This window comes from Limimaricola variabilis (assembly GCF_034371605.1).
Classification (GTDB): Bacteria; Pseudomonadota; Alphaproteobacteria; order Rhodobacterales; family Rhodobacteraceae; genus Limimaricola; species Limimaricola variabilis.
Genome location: NZ_CP139693.1, coordinates 14931 through 29405, shown reverse-complemented (window position 1 = coordinate 29405; position 14475 = coordinate 14931). Strand labels below are relative to the sequence as shown.

Below are 14475 nucleotides of genomic sequence, written 5' to 3'. Positions count from 1 at the left end.
CGACAAACGACAGTACCCCCCGGGCAGGGAAGGGGGATACGCCTCAGTCCGCGTCGGTCCGGCCGGAGGCGGAGGTGCCAACATCGCTCAGCCGCGCGACGATCTCCTCGAGATCGGCCACGTCGGACATCAGCTCCGCATGCTCATCTTGCAGCGCATCGAGCTCCGCTTCGGCCGCCAGAGCCCGGGCCTTCGATGCCGCGAGGTAGTCACCGGTGACTCGGGCGACGCGGTAGCCCTCGGGATCCATGATGGTCCGCGGCCTGGAATTCATGGCCTGCGAGAGGAGGATCGCGGAATTGATAATGCCGAGCATGGAAATCTCCTATTGATGAGACACCCATAGACGATCGGGCCCGGATAATTATTGCAATACGTATTCAAGCGTTTCGTGTCGGAAAGCCTGGCCAGTGGTACTTGTACCGACAATTCCAGGCCGGCGTTACTCAATGCCGCCTCCATGAATCGATGCTGAAGGCCGGTAGCATTGTACAGCTGCACGATCGTTTTACCGCATTCGTTGCTGTCGCGCGCTTCGGCCGTGGGTGGGTAAGCCCTTGACCGCAGGTGACGCGCGAAATAGCCTCACCGCATGAGCAATAACGTCACCATACCTCGCACCTGATTTTCTGGCACCGGGCCTTGGGCCTGGATTTATAGAAAAACAGGAGAACGATCATGGATGACGATAATCCGCAATGGGATGCGGAGGTCGACGAGGCCATTGCCAACTATGTCGCCGAAGTTCTCGGCGAAACCGCATCTGCCGCGCCATTCAGCCTGCCGCAATTCGTAAAGGCGGTGCTCACGGAACGACTGCGAGACGCCAGCACCGAAGCTCAGGAAGCGGGCTACCGTGCCATCAAGCGATGGTGGACCCGCACAAACGAGCAGGCTCGCGCGGAAGCCGCTGTGCGCCATGGCTTCACCTATATTCCCGAGCCGAAGCCGCAAGGTACGGATACCGTGTACGACAGCATCGACGTGCTGCATGCCGAACTCGAAGATATCGGATTCCTGGGTGAGCTCGCGCAGATCGCGGACATGCAATTGCAGCACCAACTGGAATACCAGAAGCAGCGGCAGCAAATGGAATGCCGATGCCGAAAAACCGATGCGACCGGCGCGTCGCGGTCAGGTACTGGCCGCGCTGATCCCAATCAGGTGCGGTCGGAGGGACCGGGGCGGTACCTGCTCGACCCGGAAGCCCTGAAGAACCTGCCGGATGGCGGTCGCCAGGTGGAACGCAATGTAGCGCTGCATGCCGTGTGCACCGAGCCGGTGCCTTACGCCGAATGCCGGGATCGTGGCACGTTCGCCCGCATCCGCGAGGGGCTTGGCGCTCGCTTTCCCCACGCCACGGCGGTGATCGACGGGTTGCTCCGTCCGCTCGAGCGCAACTTTGAACAGGGCCGGGCCGTCATCTCCCTGCGTCCCGCGATCCTCGTCGGACCGCCGGGAACCGGCAAAACGGCGCTTCTGCGGGCATTTGCAACTGAGCTGGGTTTGCCGGCATCGCAGAAATCCGTCGCCGGCAGCGCGGATGGCAACCTGTTCGGGACGTCGGCGGGATGGTCGACAGCAATGCCATCGATCGTGTCGTCGACAATCTCACAGAGCGGTATTCTGAACCCGCTCATCATTCTCGATGAAATCGACAAAGCCCAGACGACGCATAATGGGTCGATCCAGGAGTGCCTGCTGCCGCTGCTCGAGCCCGGCGAAGCCAGGCGATACCACGAGCGCTATCTCGCGAGCGCGGTCGATGCCTCGGGCGTCAACTGGATCTTCAGCGCCAACCAGCTGGACCGGATCTGCGGGCCACTGCTGTCGCGGTGCGACGTCTTCGAGATGCCCCGGCCGGCGAGGCATCATGTCCGCGCGCTTGCCAGATCGATCCTGCGCGACCAAGCCGAACTGCTCGGTCTGCATCCAGCCTTCCTGCGGCTCACCGCGAGCGACCTCGCGTTCCTGGAAGAAACCTTCGACCGCCATCGCAGCGTTCGCGTCCTCGCGGAACTGGTCCGCCAGCTGATCGATGACAATGCCCGCGAGACGGCCCGTGTCGTGATGTGACGCGGGTCACGGACCGGGTCTGCAGCGTCGCGGATCTGGTCCGAGAAAGCTTCCCTGCCATTTGCAAAGCGATAATATCGGCCAGCGGGCCGAACGCCTCGGTTCTTTGGAATTGCTTTAATATTTCGTCGCTAGCCTGATGTCATGTTGCAATAGGGAGCGACCCGATGAAAACCCTTCACCTTTCGGAATTCAAGAAGCATCTGGAAACCGGCCATCTCAGAACGAGGTTCGAATACTTCGAGCCCCGGAAAATTGCCCCGGAGGTGGCATGGGGCAGTATTCAGAACGAGATCATCACGAATGGATCGCGCTTCCAGAACCTTGCCCTGTTCTATCATTGGAAAGGCGATCCGTCGCGGATTGAGGTCTACCCCTTTCTCCAGGGTGGCAGCCTCGGCGACGAGATAGGCTTCCATGTCTTGGACGACGATGGAAATGATGCGGATCAGGACGACATCGATCGGGCCGTGCTGGAGGTGCGACCGGATATGTCGGAGTTCGATACCTCGATCCTGGGGTCCGAGAAACAAGGCGTGGTCTGCATCGTCGACCGGGATACCCCAAAGACCTACTGCATCCAGAGCGCCCGACAGCAGGATATCGTTTTTGATGGCGTCATCCGAGATTGGTGGTGCGAAGATCAAACCTGGTTGGACTGGACCAGATGGATCAACCGGATCAAGTACGCCAGCACCCGGGGTACATTCGTCACCCTGCGCGAACGTACGCTGTTCCACGGCCGAACACGCGTCAGAACGAAACGCTGGATCGACGAGGTCCGCTGCGACGCCGAAGCAGATGATCTGTTCCGTGATGACAGCACTGATACGGCCGCGGAAGAGGTGCAAGAGGAAAGGTCATCTGTGTCGTTTCCATTCTGCCCATTTGGAAGGACAGATCAGCCCGCCAGCAAACATGTTTACCTGAGCGCTCCAATGCAAAAGCAGTTGTGAGGGACAGGCCGTGATATTTGTGCCAGCTGTCGTTTCGTCCGCTTCGTCAAAAATATTGAAATCTTCCCCCCGTATATCCTTCATAAATGAGGCTTGCGGAAGGGGATCAGGGGTGACGTTGTCAAACAGAATGGGGGTGGTTCACTCGGCTTTCCTGAACGACCTTCGCTTACATATCGCTCGGGAAACCTGGATGCATGTTCTAGCCCCCTGGGCGATCGATGAACGTTTGCTGTTGGAGGCGCTCGATCTTTGCGACAGCGCGCTCGCCGCGATGCGTGCAGGCGCGTTGGGCTGCAGCTTTCAGAAGACGGAAAACCGCAAGGATTTGCAGTCCGCCGGTCATGCCTGTTTCGACGCGATCCGTCCCTTGATCGGAATCGATCGAGAGCGATTTCTCGCGAACTACGCCGCTTGCGAACGCCGTATTCAACAGGCCATCGAGATGGGGGTGCCCATCGACGCCGCGATGACGAAGATCGAAAGCGGGACGTGGATCCGGTTCCGCGAAGAACGCAGCATGGCGGCCGCCGCCTGAACGGGGCATCGCTATGCGGCCAAGTGGCACGGGCACGGGCACGGGCACGGGCACGGGCGAAGTACACATGCGCAATGGTCGGAGGAAAGACAGACCTCATCGGCAAGATCGGTCTGGTGCGGCTCTGCGCTGTATCGCGGGGAGAGCACTCCCTTCGGGGGGGGGGGCAAGGCACCCTCAGACCCGATACATTCGCTCCTGCAGCGCAGCCGGATCGCGTTCGAACAGGGCGTGCATCTCGTCTGATAACGTCAGCGCGCGCCCGTCCTCGACACGCGTTTCTCCAGGCATGCCCGTCGCCATGCATCGCTCGTCGCTCTGACATTGTGCCCAGCTGTTAGTGCCGGACGTATTCTCCCCAAAAGTGCCGTTTGAAAATTCCCCAGCTTACCGGGTTTGAGCGCCAAGCTGTGGGGGGCATGCCCCCCACAGCTTGGCAGCGGCCACATCGCATCACCTGATCATGCCGACCGGAATGGAGGCGACGGGTGATCAGACTTGGGGAAGTTGTCATGATCCATGACTTGAAACGGCAGGGGCTTTCGATCTCTGCCATCGCCCGCAAGGTCGGGCTCGACCGCAAGACAGTGCGCAAGCACCTGGAGGTCGGCGTGACCGCACCGGTTTACGGTCCGCGCGCACCGCGGCCGCGGCTCCTTGAGGGGTTCGAGCCCTATCTGCACGAACGGATCCTTGCCTATCCCGACCTGTCGGGACGGCGGCTGCTAAGGGAGATCCGTGGAATGGGGTATGACGGGGGCTACACGGCCGTCACCGACTACCTTCGCGAAGTGCGTCCGGGTCGGATAAAGCCCTTCGAACGCCGCTTCGAAACCCCGGCCGGTCGTCAGAGTCAGGTCGACTTCGCCCAGTTCCGGGTCGAGTTCACCGATGAGCCCGGCGTGGTGCGGATCGTCTGGCTGTTCACCATGGTGCTTGGCCACAGCCGCTGGCTCTGGGGACGCTTCTGCGCCACGCAGGACCTGCAAACGGTGATGCGCTGTCATATCGATGCCTTCACCGCCATGGGCGGGGCACCGCAGGAGCTGCTCTACGACCGAATGAAGACGGCGGTGATCGACGAGGACGCCGAAGGGGTGATCACCTACAACAGCTCGCTGGTCGCGCTACTCACGCATTACGGCGCGCTGCCAAGAGCGTGCCGCCCTTACCGGGCCAAGACCAAGGGCAAGGTCGAGCGTCCCTATCGCTATGTGCGGCAGGACTTCTTCCTCGCCCGGACCTTCCGCAACATGGACGACCTGAATGCCCAGTTCGAGGACTGGCGCACGACCATCGCCAACTCCCGCCTCCACGCAACGACCCGGCGGATCGTCAATGAGCATTTCGCCGAAGAGCACCCACATCTGACCGCGTTGCCGGTCATCCCCTACAGCGCCGTCTTGACCGTGGAGCGGCGCGTGAGCCACGAGGGCATGGTTTCGGTGGGCGGCAATCTCTACAGCGTGCCGGACGCCACCCGCAAACGCGTGGTCGAAGTCCAGAACCATCCGCGCGAGATCCGCATTTTCGAGGACCGCGTGCTGATCGCCGTGCATCCGGTGCTGGAGGGCAAGAACCAGCGGCGGACCGATCCCAGTCACCGCAAACCCGTGCCGCCGAGACCGCCTGAGCTTTTGATGCCTGCCATGCCAGGACGGGTGACAGAGGTGGGGCGTCGACCGCTCGCCTTCTACGATGCCGTCGCCAAGCGGATGGCCTCAGGCGAGGGGCTGCGGAAATGACCGAAATCCTCGACCGCATTCGTGCCAGCCTTGTCGGCTTGCGCATGACCCGGGCGCTCGAGGCGCTCGACCATACCCTCCGCCGGCTCGAGCGCGGCGAGATCACCGCCATCGAAGCCATCGACGGCCTGTTGGCGGAGGAACATGTCACGCGTGAAGGGCGCAGAGTGACCGTCGCGGTGAAGACCGCGCGACTGATGCCGATCAAGACGCTCGAGAGCTTCGACTTCTCCTTCCAGCCTTCGCTCGATCGCGGGCGAATTCTGGCGCTGGCGCAACTCCACTTCATCGAGCGGGCGGAAGTCGTGCATCTGCTCGGCCCTCCGGGCACCGGAAAATCCCATCTCGCAACTGCCTTGGGCGTCGAGGCCGTCAGGGCCGGCAAGCGGGTCTACCGCGCCAGCCTGGCTGAGATCATCGACGCGCTCAGTCGGGCCGAGCGCGACGGCCGCTTGCCGGAAAAGCTCCGCTTCTTCAGCCGCAACAGCCTGCTCATCGTCGACGAGATCGGCTACCTGCCCATCACCCCTGGTGGCGCGAACTTGTTCTTCCAGCTGGTCAATCACCGCTACGAGAAGGGCGCTATGATCCTGACTTCGAACCGCGGCTTTGCCGAATGGGGCGAAGTGTTCGGCGACCCGGTCGTTGCGACCGCGCTGCTCGACCGCCTCCTGCACCATGCGATCGTCGTCCAGATCGAAGGCGCTAGCTACCGCTTGCGGGCCCATGCCGACCTCATGCCCGAACATACCCGCGCTCACGCTGCCATCGCGCCGCCTCCGCAGCCAAAACGCCGAGGGCGCCCCCCGAAAGACGGGAGGATCGATCAACTGCACGGCTGATCACCGCACCCGGAAACTGGGGAATTTTACTTCGGCACTTCTGGGGAAACTTCAGGCGGCGTTGACATCCCGAGCCCTGCCGGTTCTGCACATCTGTTCCCTCGTTCTGGATCCGTGTTTCTTTTGTACGGAGTAACGCGGGGAGAGCGGTTGGCCGAGAAAACCGGGGAACGCGCACTGTCGGGAAAATGCCAGGCGATCGCTCACAGTGACCCGTGTCAGCCGCAGGATCTGCCCACGCCTCTGGCCGCAGGCACACGCCGTTCACCAACGGCCGATTAAGCGCCCCCGATGCCCGCGTTTTCCGGACGTACTTCATCCCGCCCACGCTAGCCACGGTGGTGACTAGGGCCGAACGGTTGTGGCCCCTGAGCATGCATGGCGGCCCGGTTGGATCGGCGCCCTTGCGCGCGAGGCCGGATGGATGGGGGACCGCCCCATCACCGCATCGAAATCCCTGCATACGACTGGCAGGGCAACCTCAAGTCCCCGCGGCAGCCATTCCGGGACGGCTCGACCAGCAGGCGCGCCGCGCCGCTGCCCGTTCTCCTCCGCCATCCGAGCCCCGTGTTGAGGAGCTGGCTCATACGGGTCGCGCCGGCGGCGGCCGCGCTGCCGGCCATCTGCGCCAGCAGTCCCGCTGCGTCCTTCGGCCTTTCCAGAAGTGTGCGACCGAAGTGTTTTAGCTCCGCCTCCTGTGCCTTCGGGTCGGAAGCCTGCGCAAGCGCGGCGAGCATGGTCTTGAGCGAAGGAGACAGCATGGCGATCCCGCGAGAGATGGAAACAACTCGGGGGTTAGCCTGCATGGGGCAATGCATCGCTGCAAGCGGGAGACGGCTGGCGAAGTGGGATTACACAGGTCCCAGAACCCGGTCGTCGCGCCTCGACCGCCCCTTTGGCCTCCCATGCCGGCGACCTTGCGCGTCTCCGTCGCCCGGTAGGTCTCGAGCGCTTCGTCCGGATTGGGAAACGGATAGACGGAAGATTGGTGCTGATACCACGGGATCATCGGATCTACGGTTGCTCGGACTGTGCGCGCCGACTGGACCGAGGCCGGGTGCGCAGACAGCATCAGGGCTGCACCCTTGCCCGGTTCGAGCACGGCTGCATCCCGTTGCTTGAATATGCCCCCCCACAAGGCCATCACTCCCGGAGATCTGCCAGCGTGCCGGAGGGATTATGGCGAACATGACGGTCGGAAACCTGCATGACGAGATTCACGAGCGCCTTCGCGTGCAAGCCCAATCGAACGGACGCAGCCTCGAGACGGAGGTGCGCTCGATCCTCGTGCATGCCGTCATTGCCGCCAGCGACGGTGGCTTCGGCCACCGGCTCCGGGAGCGCTACGGGCGCCATCTGGGGGATGAGCTGGCCGTTGAGCGGGACCAGTCCGCGAACCAGTTGAGCCTGTTCGATTGATCCTCCTTGATACGAGCGTGATCGCCGAGACCCAGAGGAAAGTCCCGGACGATGCTGTCATGGATTGGCTCAATGCACAGGACCCCACGAACCTCTATCTGAGCGCGATCACGGCGGCGGAACTGATCTTCGGCGTTCAGGCGGTCCCGGAGGAAAAGCGGCGCGACGGACTGATACGGGCCGTCATGGCCATTCTCGAAGAAGACTTTCCGGTTGGATCCTGCCCTTCGATGATGCGGCGGCGGGGATCTACGGCACACAGGTCGCGGCCGCGCGCCAGAAGGGCTACGCGATCTCGATCGCGGATAGGCAGATCGCCGCGATCGCCCTCTCCCGGCCAGGCGCGATGGTCGCGACCCGCAATCCGATGCCGTTCATGGCGCTCGGTGCCGACGTGCTCGACTAGGCGGCGGCTTTCCTTGTCGGATCGTCAGCGGTGACCGGCGGCACCATCTGGTCTCTGGGCGGCATGGGCCTGAAGTGCTCAGGCGCCCTCGGCGCCATCGGCCCCTGCTCGTAGTGGGGCTCTACCTGAGCTTGCAGCCATTCCTCCCCCGTTGTGCCTGCGGCCCACACCGCAGGTCCGGAGCGCCGATGATAGGCGCCATTGGCCTCCCGCTCCTGGGAGCCTCCATTCTGCAGTGGAAATTCTGTGATCCGCTGATAGCTGTAACGCTACTTATTCTGGGCCCGGCGATCGCCCTCGGCCAAAGCTGGGGTCACGGGGATGGATGACGGAGCGAGCGGGAAAAGCGAGATGACCCTACCCGATCACGACAGCGAGCTGCCAAGCCCCGAAGAGCGCGTGCGCGCCCTCGAGGCCGAGCTGACCGAAACCCGCGCCACCATAATCGAGATCGTGCTCTGCCTCGCTGAGGCGCTGAACCTCGACGAGAGCCAGCGCGGCGATCTGGCCTTGGCGCTGGAGGTGGAGGCCGGTGCACCCGGCACGCTTGCTGAGTTCGCCCGGATCGCGGCGCTGGCCGCTGGCGCGCTCAGGGATTGACCGGGATGAATGAGCCCGAGGAGCACGATGAAGGGGATGCGTCGCTTTGGCGATGGGGCATGCTCACCGCTGCACTCCTGTTGGCTCTCCTTCCCGTGGCGGTCGGGGTCTGGATGATAGCGACCGCGTGGGGCAGCACCCTCCTCTCGATACTCCTCATCGTGTTCGGCCCGATGGTCGTTTTGTGCGCGCTTCTGGTGCTGTCGCTGTTCTTGGAGAGGTGAGCGTGGAGGCCTGATGACCTGGACAAGTGACGGAGTAGCCAGCGAAGCGGGCATGATGTCCGCGTCCGCCACGATTGCAATCGCAACTCCTCCCGCATTGGTCGAGGCGGTAAAGAGCATGGCGGCGAGCATGGGACTCTCGGAGCAGGAACGATCCCGCGCCGCCGAGGCGCTTGAAGCGTATGCGGCGAAGGCCGATGCCGATCCGGCCTATGCGCATGCCGCAGCCATGATCGCTCATCAACTGCGGGCGTTGCCGCGATGACCTGGCGCCCGAGCCGGCCCTGGCGGTGGGCCATCATCGCCGGCGTATTCCTGCTGGCCGCCGCGCCAGCTGTGCTCGGCCTCTCGCTGATCGATCAGTGGCGGGAAGTCACGGTGTTTCCGCTGTTCCTGATCGTGTTCGGCCCGCTGACGGTTCTAAGTCTATTCGTGGCTCTCACGCCGTTTCTGGAGGGATGGTGGTTGAAGAAACGACGAGAGCGGGGGGAAGAGGACCGGCGGTCGTGACCATGAGGGACAACGCAATCGGCCGGCTGGTCGTAGAAGCGTGAACCCTGCCTTCCGACGAGACGGCCAAACAGACAGCCGATGCTGTGCTCTGGGGGCCCAATTTCGGAACGTCGGGATCCGGAGCTTTCAGCCCCCATCCCGGTGACAGACCGGTGGCATCACCGAAAGAGAGTACAGGCCTCTCCTATGTGTCGTCCTGGCCGTAAACAGCAATCCTTCGAGAGCTTTGCTCCCCAGGCAAGCCGGGGCAGTTCAACCTACGGCCGCAATCGGGCCGAAGCTGAACTTGCTGGGGAGCGATGCCCGGTTCTGGAGATCGACACAGCGAGCCATCTCCCCCAAAATCTACTGGGGTCGGATAACGGCCCCTTCCAGCTCGGAACGGTCCCGCCCTGCCCTCGCGCAGGGCTTTCTCAGTGCGGCCAGAATTTGCCATCCATCCGCCAATGGTCCACCCTCATGCCCCGACCACCGTCGACGGAGGACCATCATGCCGATGCGTCACTTGGTCACCTACGAATGCGCGGACGATCTCGGTCGACGCCACGACGTGCAGCTCTGGCAGGATTTCAATACGGGCCGCTCTCCCGAAGGCGAGGTAAGTGAACTGCCAGGAACGCAGGAGTTGAGGCTGATTGACGGCCGCCCCGTCGGCTACGTCGACGAGCGAACGTTCCAAGTTCTCGACGACCACACGATCCTTCGACGGGTCGACTGAAAGGAACCGTCGGGGCTCCCCTCAGTCCGAGGACGCCCCATGCTGAATGCACTGTCACTGGAAAGGGCACGATGTCCAGCAAGCTCGGCAAGTTCCATCTTCGGAAGGCAATCTGGATGCCCGGCCTCCCGGTTGACGGTCCGCTTCTCCCGAGCGCGCCCGCCACGCTTCATGCGAAGGCGGAGGTGACGCTTGCCGATGCGGACCGCCAGCCGTACTTGCAGCCCAGAGCAGTCCTCAGCTTTACCGTGACCGCCAAGGACGAATTGTCTGCATCAGACACCCACGACTTGGCGCGAAAGGAAGTCATTCTCGTCCTTCGAGCGATGGCAGATGCAATAGAAACTTCGCTGGACAGCCGTCAGGATGTCCACAAGCCGCACGGCCGCTCCAGTTAGACAAGCCGCCGATGATTGAACAACTCAAAGCAGCAGTCCGCCATGGGTTGTCGCGACACCACCATGGAGGAAAGAAGTACAGAAGACTGTCCAGATCAAGTGCATCCGCAGGACCAATCACTGGAAGCCGAGAGCAAGCGAGAGCATAAGCCATGTAGGCGGCGGTACCCTCGCGAACCGCTGGAAGCTGGACCTAGGCAAGGTGATCCAAAAGATCGAGAGCGGCGAATGCCTGTTTTTCGTCCATGTCGATGGCGATCCTCTTGCAGTCGAAGTCGCTGTCGATCGCGATGGAGGGAAGTACATCAGGACGGTCGCGGACAGCGACCTCCTGGCCCATCTCCTGAGCCTCCCCGACTGTCCATGACGACGGCAGAATAATCCCGCCTTGCCTCCGCACGCGACCTTTCGTTGTTCCGGAGATTGCCACAGCCCCCGGTGACGATTCACCATCACGTCGCAAAAGCCATAGCTGGGACGAAGATGGCGATCAAAGCTCAGATCGGATGCAGCCGGAAAAGAGAGGGCGACAGCCCGTGGGAACGCATCACTCACATAGGGGGCGTCAATTCCGACGGGAGCCGATGGAAGATGACGCAGGAGCGCGCGGTCTACCTCATGGAGGAAGGCTGGGAATTCTATGTTGCGGTGTCCGGCAAGGCTGTATGGTGCGAGGTCGCAATCAGCGGTCAGGGAAACAAGTACATCAAGACCGCCATAGACAACGAGCTGCCGAGCAACCTTCTGAACCTTCCTGAATGCCCCTGATGCCGCCTCGGGCGGCAAATCTCCTTATCTTCCGGCTCCGGGCCAGAATTTTTCATGCGCAGGGTCTCCCTCGGTCTGTGGTTGAAGTCCGCAAACTCCACCATAACCGATGTCCCCGATGGCCACCCCGGTTACACCGTCACCGCAACGTGAACGTCCACCGCATGACGGGGCACTACTGGCGGGCACGACTGGCATCGTCCGCATTCGCACCCTAGATTTCCCTAAGGGAACTTAACGTCTATTCTCTTATCCACAGGGGAGGACACCAGCATGATCAAACATGCAAGCCACGTCGTGGAAAGCCAAATGCTTGATGCCGCGGGTGTCGCGGGGGCCCTGCGACGCTGGGTGCCCCTCGGCGCGACCGTGGCCGAGAACTGGGCGCGGGAGCGGCGGATTCTCGGTGTCGCGCGGGGCGGCGCGACCGCCTACCCGGCATGGCAGTTCGATCAGGCCGGGCTGCCGATCGGCGCCATGCGCGATGTCATTCTTTCGCTGAGACCGGTGCTCGACGCCGAAGGAATGCTGGCATGGCTGCGCGCGCCTTGCGCGACGCTCGGTGGCCGCGCGCCCTGCGACGCGCTCCGCGAAGACCCCGAGGCGGTCAAGGCCGCCGCAAGGCAGCGCGGGGCTGAGCCGCCGCGCTATTCCATGGCGGTCTGAACGAACACGCTTCGGGAGTTCAGCGCGGCGGTCAGGAAGCATCCCTGACGTTCCTTGCTGCCGCGTTCCACCGCGCCTCAATCCCAAGCCTCCGACCAGTTCCACTCGGCAATCTCCGCCATATCTGTTCCTGTTTCCCGAACATGCCGGTCATGCATCGACAATCGCTCGTGGCAATGCGCGGCCAATGCCTTGGCCGCCTCATCCTCCCGACCGGTCCAGCGCAGCGCCGCCAGTACCAAGTGGAAAACATCGAGCCCGTTGGCACCACGCCTTCATCAGTACTCTCGAGACCGCCTTGTAGCAGCAGCTCGGGCGCGTCGGAGCCGCGTGAAAACGCGGCGAACTTCACGCTGGACGAGCCAATGTTCAGGGTGAGAATGCTGCCGGTCATACGATGTTCCGATTAGGTCCGACCCCCTTCCGGGCGGGCGAGCAAGGAATTGCCGCGGGGTGGGTCGCCGCCCTACCCCGCGGTGTCTTCACGGACAGCGACCCTTCGGGCCGCGAGACGTCATTCCCCGGCGGCGGCAGTGCGGCACTTTGCGTATTACTGCTGCGAGACCATGCCGTCGCCGTCGAGATCCATCTCCGCGAATTCCGACCCGGCCTGCTGCGCCGCGTCGCCCTCAGGCGAATAGTCGGCGGTGCAGAACGAGCCCTCGCCATACGCCGCTTCATCCTGCGATTGCCCGGCGAAGATGATCTCGGGGCCCTGCGCTTGCAGGTCGGCGCGGATCCGCGTCATTTCGAGGCGCCGCAGCTCCTGCTCGATCTGCGATTTGAGAACCTCTCTACATGGCGGAGGAGGCTGGTGCAGATGACCGGATTTCCGGCGGTCGGCGTCAGCTTGGCATCAGCCGCGGCTCGCCCGAACAGGTGATCGATGGCTAAAGACATTTCGGCTACCAGCCGCCCGAAGGCGGCACCGGCGCCGATCTCGGACGGCACCACGCCGAGGTCCTGTTCGATGTGCTGCGCGGTGAGGGCTTCGCCCAGTCCAACCCCCAGCCAATGTTCCCGAACCCTCCGGGCCTGTTTCGCCTCGCGTCCTACTCCGAGGGGCTGCGTGACCGCATCTGGTGGGGGGCGGGATCGGACGCGACAGCCGTCTGGGCTGCAAGACTGGGCATGAACCTGCAAAGCTCCACGCTGAAGAATGACGAAACCGGCGAACCTTTCCACGTTCAGCAAGCCCGGCAGATCCGCGCCTACCGCGCCGCATGGGAGGAAGCGGGACATGCGCGCACGCGGCGGGTCTCCGTAAGCCGCAGTATCTTCGCGCTCGTGAATGAGCTCAATCGCGCCTATTTCGGTCGCGGAAACCAGTCCGCCGATCAGATCGACTATCTCGACCCGCAAACCCGGGCCATCTTCGGCCGCAGCTACGCCGCAGAACCGGAGACACTCGCCTCCCAGCTCAAGGAAGACGAGGCCATTGCTGAGGCGGACACCCTCCTCCTGACGGTGCCCAACCAGCTGGGGGTCGACTACAATGCGCATGTCATCGAAGCCATCCTCACGCATGTTGCACCGGCCTTGGGGTGGCGGTGAGGCTGCCCTTCCGTTTCTTCTGTTCTGACGTGGCCGCCTGCGAGGGGGGTGACCTCCGACCCGCCCATCATTCAAGTCGGCAGTGGGCAACACGCCATGGCATCGCGAAGTCGACTCCACCTTGAGAGGTGGCGGAGGAATGACCTGCGCCCAGAAACACGGTGCCCGCTAGTGCCTCGCTCTGTCGTACCCTCAGCCTTGCGGACATGTCTCCAATCGGCCCCACAAGTGGCAGCCCTATGAAGCGATCTTCATGAGGCCGTTGAGGAGCGGCCAAGCTCCCTCATGGTTCCCACCAGTGACCGAGATCGGCTTGCGGGAGCCTGCCGTGCCAGGTTGCGCGAGGAAAAACGATCACGGGGGGTGTCGCCCTCCTGTAATCCTGTTCCGGCATCAGCTCGCCTTGCATCCAGCGCAACCCGGCCAGACCCAAGTATTGGTTGTCCGGCCCGGCGCAGGGGGCCATCTGTTGTTGCAAGAAAAGCAGACACCAGCTGAAAGGGTACTCCCATGGCCCAGACCACAAACCTGACCAGCGGACCTTCGATCGTCCGGATCTTCGTCGCTCCCTTCGCTGCCATTGGCCGAGGTCTTGTCGCACTCGCCGAAGCTGGCCCGCGTATGCAACAGGTCCGCCGGCTTAACGAATTGTCCGACGAAGATCTCGCCGCGCTTGGCACAAACCGACCCGAGATGGTCCGCAAGATTTTCGGCGGCTCGATCTACCTCTGAGGTCGGCAGCCCGGATGCGCGAGATAGCCCTGGCATAGTTTGGTCAACGGCGGACTAAAAAAACCGGTCCCAGCTATGCGGACAACCTCGGATTTCCCTGCACAAGTCAGGGCGATCACTGATCGGCATGCAGCCGTGTGGAACTGAGGGAAGGTGCGATCCCGCCCGGCTCCCAGCATGAGTTCGATTTCGCGCTGCGACCGGCGACGACAGCGTGAACTCAACCGCCGGTCTCAAAATAGTAAGTGGCGCGCTTGGCTTCGGCAAGTGGGGGTAGGGAAACCCCTCTTGCGTTCAACATCTTCGGCTCCATAGTGCCC

General features: G+C 62.8%; 22 protein-coding genes and 1 pseudogene. 18 read left to right on the top strand and 5 right to left on the bottom strand.

Annotated features, from left to right (window positions below):
• Positions 1-43: 43 nt before the first annotated feature.
• Positions 44-316, bottom strand: a complete 273-nt coding sequence (locus T8T21_RS17370) for a hypothetical protein (RefSeq protein WP_322337927.1) — start codon at positions 314-316, stop codon at positions 44-46.
• 362 nt (positions 317-678) lie between these two features.
• Here T8T21_RS17370 and T8T21_RS17365 point away from each other — a divergent pair, with 362 nt between their 5' ends.
• The 3 genes from T8T21_RS17365 to T8T21_RS17355 all read left to right on the top strand — a co-directional run bounded on the left by T8T21_RS17365 (position 679) and on the right by T8T21_RS17355 (position 3570).
• Entirely contained in the window at positions 679-2076 is a 1398-nt protein-coding gene (locus T8T21_RS17365; RefSeq protein WP_322337926.1) for an AAA family ATPase, read from the top strand.
• A 167-nt stretch (positions 2077-2243) separates the two neighbouring features.
• Positions 2244-3032 (top strand): hypothetical protein, encoded by a 789-nt coding sequence (locus T8T21_RS17360; RefSeq protein WP_322337925.1) that lies wholly within the window; start codon positions 2244-2246, stop codon positions 3030-3032.
• Positions 3033-3162: 130 nt separating this feature from the next.
• Positions 3163-3570 carry a hypothetical protein gene (locus T8T21_RS17355; protein WP_322337924.1) on the top strand — a complete coding sequence of 136 codons (408 nt, stop codon included), beginning with the start codon at positions 3163-3165 and terminating at the stop codon, positions 3568-3570.
• Positions 3571-3747: 177 nt separating this feature from the next.
• On the opposite strand, the gene T8T21_RS17350 is transcribed toward T8T21_RS17355, so the two are convergent.
• Positions 3748-3873, bottom strand: a complete 126-nt coding sequence (locus tag T8T21_RS17350) for a hypothetical protein (protein WP_322337923.1) — start codon at positions 3871-3873, stop codon at positions 3748-3750.
• Between the two features lie 185 nt (positions 3874-4058).
• Here T8T21_RS17350 and istA point away from each other — a divergent pair, with 185 nt between their 5' ends.
• Together istA and istB are read left to right on the top strand one after the other, a co-directional pair.
• Positions 4059-5315 (top strand): IS21 family transposase, encoded by a 1257-nt coding sequence (gene istA, locus T8T21_RS17345; RefSeq protein ID WP_322337922.1) that lies wholly within the window; start codon positions 4059-4061, stop codon positions 5313-5315.
• Positions 5312-6157 (top strand): IS21-like element helper ATPase IstB, encoded by an 846-nt coding sequence (gene istB / locus T8T21_RS17340; protein ID WP_322336894.1) that lies wholly within the window; start codon positions 5312-5314, stop codon positions 6155-6157. Before istA ends, istB begins: the two co-directional genes overlap by 4 nt.
• Positions 6158-6597: 440 nt before the next feature.
• Here istB and T8T21_RS17335 read toward each other — a convergent pair whose 3' ends face one another.
• On the bottom strand, positions 6598-6963 hold the full coding sequence (locus T8T21_RS17335) for a hypothetical protein (protein WP_322337921.1): 366 nt from the start codon (positions 6961-6963) through the stop codon (positions 6598-6600).
• A gap of 373 nt (positions 6964-7336) precedes the next feature.
• On the opposite strand from T8T21_RS17335, the gene T8T21_RS17330 reads away from it, so the two are divergent.
• The 11 genes from T8T21_RS17330 (at position 7337) to T8T21_RS17285 (ending at position 11869) form a co-directional block, all read left to right on the top strand.
• The gene (locus T8T21_RS17330) at positions 7337-7576 is read left to right on the top strand and encodes a FitA-like ribbon-helix-helix domain-containing protein (RefSeq protein ID WP_322337920.1); all 240 of its coding nucleotides are present in this window, start codon (positions 7337-7339) and stop codon (positions 7574-7576) included.
• 59 nt (positions 7577-7635) lie between these two features.
• Positions 7636-8016, top strand: coding sequence for a PIN domain-containing protein (locus tag T8T21_RS20845; RefSeq protein WP_407660152.1), 381 nt, complete (start codon positions 7636-7638; stop codon positions 8014-8016).
• A gap of 317 nt (positions 8017-8333) precedes the next feature.
• The gene (locus tag T8T21_RS17325; protein WP_322337919.1) at positions 8334-8582 is read left to right on the top strand and encodes a hypothetical protein; all 249 of its coding nucleotides are present in this window, start codon (positions 8334-8336) and stop codon (positions 8580-8582) included.
• A 5-nt stretch (positions 8583-8587) separates the two neighbouring features.
• Positions 8588-8806 (top strand): hypothetical protein, encoded by a 219-nt coding sequence (locus T8T21_RS17320; protein ID WP_322337918.1) that lies wholly within the window; start codon positions 8588-8590, stop codon positions 8804-8806.
• Between the two features lie 13 nt (positions 8807-8819).
• Positions 8820-9071, top strand: coding sequence for a hypothetical protein (locus tag T8T21_RS17315; RefSeq protein ID WP_322337917.1), 252 nt, complete (start codon positions 8820-8822; stop codon positions 9069-9071).
• The gene (locus T8T21_RS17310) at positions 9068-9316 is read left to right on the top strand and encodes a hypothetical protein (RefSeq protein WP_322337916.1); all 249 of its coding nucleotides are present in this window, start codon (positions 9068-9070) and stop codon (positions 9314-9316) included. Before T8T21_RS17315 ends, T8T21_RS17310 begins: the two co-directional genes overlap by 4 nt.
• Before the next feature lie 493 nt (positions 9317-9809).
• Positions 9810-10037, top strand: a complete 228-nt coding sequence (locus T8T21_RS17305; RefSeq protein ID WP_322337915.1) for a hypothetical protein — start codon at positions 9810-9812, stop codon at positions 10035-10037.
• A gap of 71 nt (positions 10038-10108) precedes the next feature.
• On the top strand, positions 10109-10435 hold the full coding sequence (locus T8T21_RS17300; RefSeq protein ID WP_322337914.1) for a hypothetical protein: 327 nt from the start codon (positions 10109-10111) through the stop codon (positions 10433-10435).
• A 94-nt stretch (positions 10436-10529) separates the two neighbouring features.
• Positions 10530-10802, top strand: a complete 273-nt coding sequence (locus tag T8T21_RS20840) for a DUF3892 domain-containing protein (RefSeq protein ID WP_407660151.1) — start codon at positions 10530-10532, stop codon at positions 10800-10802.
• 116 nt (positions 10803-10918) lie between these two features.
• Complete coding sequence (locus T8T21_RS17290) at positions 10919-11203, top strand: DUF3892 domain-containing protein (RefSeq protein WP_322337912.1); 285 nt, start codon at positions 10919-10921, stop codon at positions 11201-11203.
• A gap of 273 nt (positions 11204-11476) precedes the next feature.
• Entirely contained in the window at positions 11477-11869 is a 393-nt protein-coding gene (locus tag T8T21_RS17285) for a hypothetical protein (RefSeq protein WP_322337911.1), read from the top strand.
• A 77-nt stretch (positions 11870-11946) separates the two neighbouring features.
• Here the strand turns inward: T8T21_RS17285 and T8T21_RS17280 are convergent, their stop codons facing one another.
• Both T8T21_RS17280 and T8T21_RS17275 read right to left on the bottom strand, forming a co-directional pair.
• The gene (locus T8T21_RS17280; RefSeq protein WP_322337910.1) at positions 11947-12111 is read right to left on the bottom strand and encodes a hypothetical protein; all 165 of its coding nucleotides are present in this window, start codon (positions 12109-12111) and stop codon (positions 11947-11949) included.
• A gap of 308 nt (positions 12112-12419) precedes the next feature.
• The gene (locus tag T8T21_RS17275) at positions 12420-12617 is read right to left on the bottom strand and encodes a hypothetical protein (RefSeq protein ID WP_322337909.1); all 198 of its coding nucleotides are present in this window, start codon (positions 12615-12617) and stop codon (positions 12420-12422) included.
• Between the two features lie 24 nt (positions 12618-12641).
• Here T8T21_RS17275 and T8T21_RS17270 point away from each other — a divergent pair.
• Both T8T21_RS17270 and T8T21_RS17265 read left to right on the top strand, forming a co-directional pair.
• A pseudogene (locus tag T8T21_RS17270) lies at positions 12642-13423 on the top strand (LLM class flavin-dependent oxidoreductase); the annotation flags it as partial.
• A gap of 510 nt (positions 13424-13933) precedes the next feature.
• Positions 13934-14155, top strand: a complete 222-nt coding sequence (locus T8T21_RS17265) for a DUF1127 domain-containing protein (protein ID WP_322337908.1) — start codon at positions 13934-13936, stop codon at positions 14153-14155.
• The last annotated feature ends 320 nt before the right edge of the window (positions 14156-14475 follow it).

Excerpts from the sequence above, each read along its gene's own strand:
- T8T21_RS17365 (WP_322337926.1), top strand. The coding sequence starts at position 679 with ATGGATGACGATAATCCGCAATGGGATGCGGAGGTCGACGAGGCCATT.
- T8T21_RS17290 (WP_322337912.1), top strand. The coding sequence starts at position 10,919 with ATGGCGATCAAAGCTCAGATCGGATGCAGCCGGAAAAGAGAGGGCGAC.
- T8T21_RS17330 (WP_322337920.1), top strand. The coding sequence starts at position 7,337 with ATGGCGAACATGACGGTCGGAAACCTGCATGACGAGATTCACGAGCGC.
- T8T21_RS17305 (WP_322337915.1), top strand. The coding sequence starts at position 9,810 with ATGCCGATGCGTCACTTGGTCACCTACGAATGCGCGGACGATCTCGGT.
- istB (WP_322336894.1), top strand. The coding sequence starts at position 5,312 with ATGACCGAAATCCTCGACCGCATTCGTGCCAGCCTTGTCGGCTTGCGC.
- T8T21_RS17300 (WP_322337914.1), top strand. The coding sequence starts at position 10,109 with ATGTCCAGCAAGCTCGGCAAGTTCCATCTTCGGAAGGCAATCTGGATG.
- T8T21_RS17320 (WP_322337918.1), top strand. The coding sequence starts at position 8,588 with ATGAATGAGCCCGAGGAGCACGATGAAGGGGATGCGTCGCTTTGGCGA.
- T8T21_RS17335 (WP_322337921.1), bottom strand. The coding sequence starts at position 6,963 with ATGCAGGCTAACCCCCGAGTTGTTTCCATCTCTCGCGGGATCGCCATG.
- T8T21_RS17325 (WP_322337919.1), top strand. The coding sequence starts at position 8,334 with ATGACCCTACCCGATCACGACAGCGAGCTGCCAAGCCCCGAAGAGCGC.
- T8T21_RS17315 (WP_322337917.1), top strand. The coding sequence starts at position 8,820 with ATGACCTGGACAAGTGACGGAGTAGCCAGCGAAGCGGGCATGATGTCC.
- T8T21_RS17275 (WP_322337909.1), bottom strand. The coding sequence starts at position 12,617 with ATGACGCGGATCCGCGCCGACCTGCAAGCGCAGGGCCCCGAGATCATC.
- T8T21_RS17285 (WP_322337911.1), top strand. The coding sequence starts at position 11,477 with ATGATCAAACATGCAAGCCACGTCGTGGAAAGCCAAATGCTTGATGCC.
- T8T21_RS17370 (WP_322337927.1), bottom strand. The coding sequence starts at position 316 with ATGCTCGGCATTATCAATTCCGCGATCCTCCTCTCGCAGGCCATGAAT.
- T8T21_RS17265 (WP_322337908.1), top strand. The coding sequence starts at position 13,934 with ATGGCCCAGACCACAAACCTGACCAGCGGACCTTCGATCGTCCGGATC.
- T8T21_RS17355 (WP_322337924.1), top strand. The coding sequence starts at position 3,163 with ATGGGGGTGGTTCACTCGGCTTTCCTGAACGACCTTCGCTTACATATC.
- T8T21_RS17310 (WP_322337916.1), top strand. The coding sequence starts at position 9,068 with ATGACCTGGCGCCCGAGCCGGCCCTGGCGGTGGGCCATCATCGCCGGC.
- T8T21_RS17360 (WP_322337925.1), top strand. The coding sequence starts at position 2,244 with ATGAAAACCCTTCACCTTTCGGAATTCAAGAAGCATCTGGAAACCGGC.
- T8T21_RS20845 (WP_407660152.1), top strand. The coding sequence starts at position 7,636 with ATGGATTGGCTCAATGCACAGGACCCCACGAACCTCTATCTGAGCGCG.
- T8T21_RS17350 (WP_322337923.1), bottom strand. The coding sequence starts at position 3,873 with ATGGCGACGGGCATGCCTGGAGAAACGCGTGTCGAGGACGGGCGCGCG.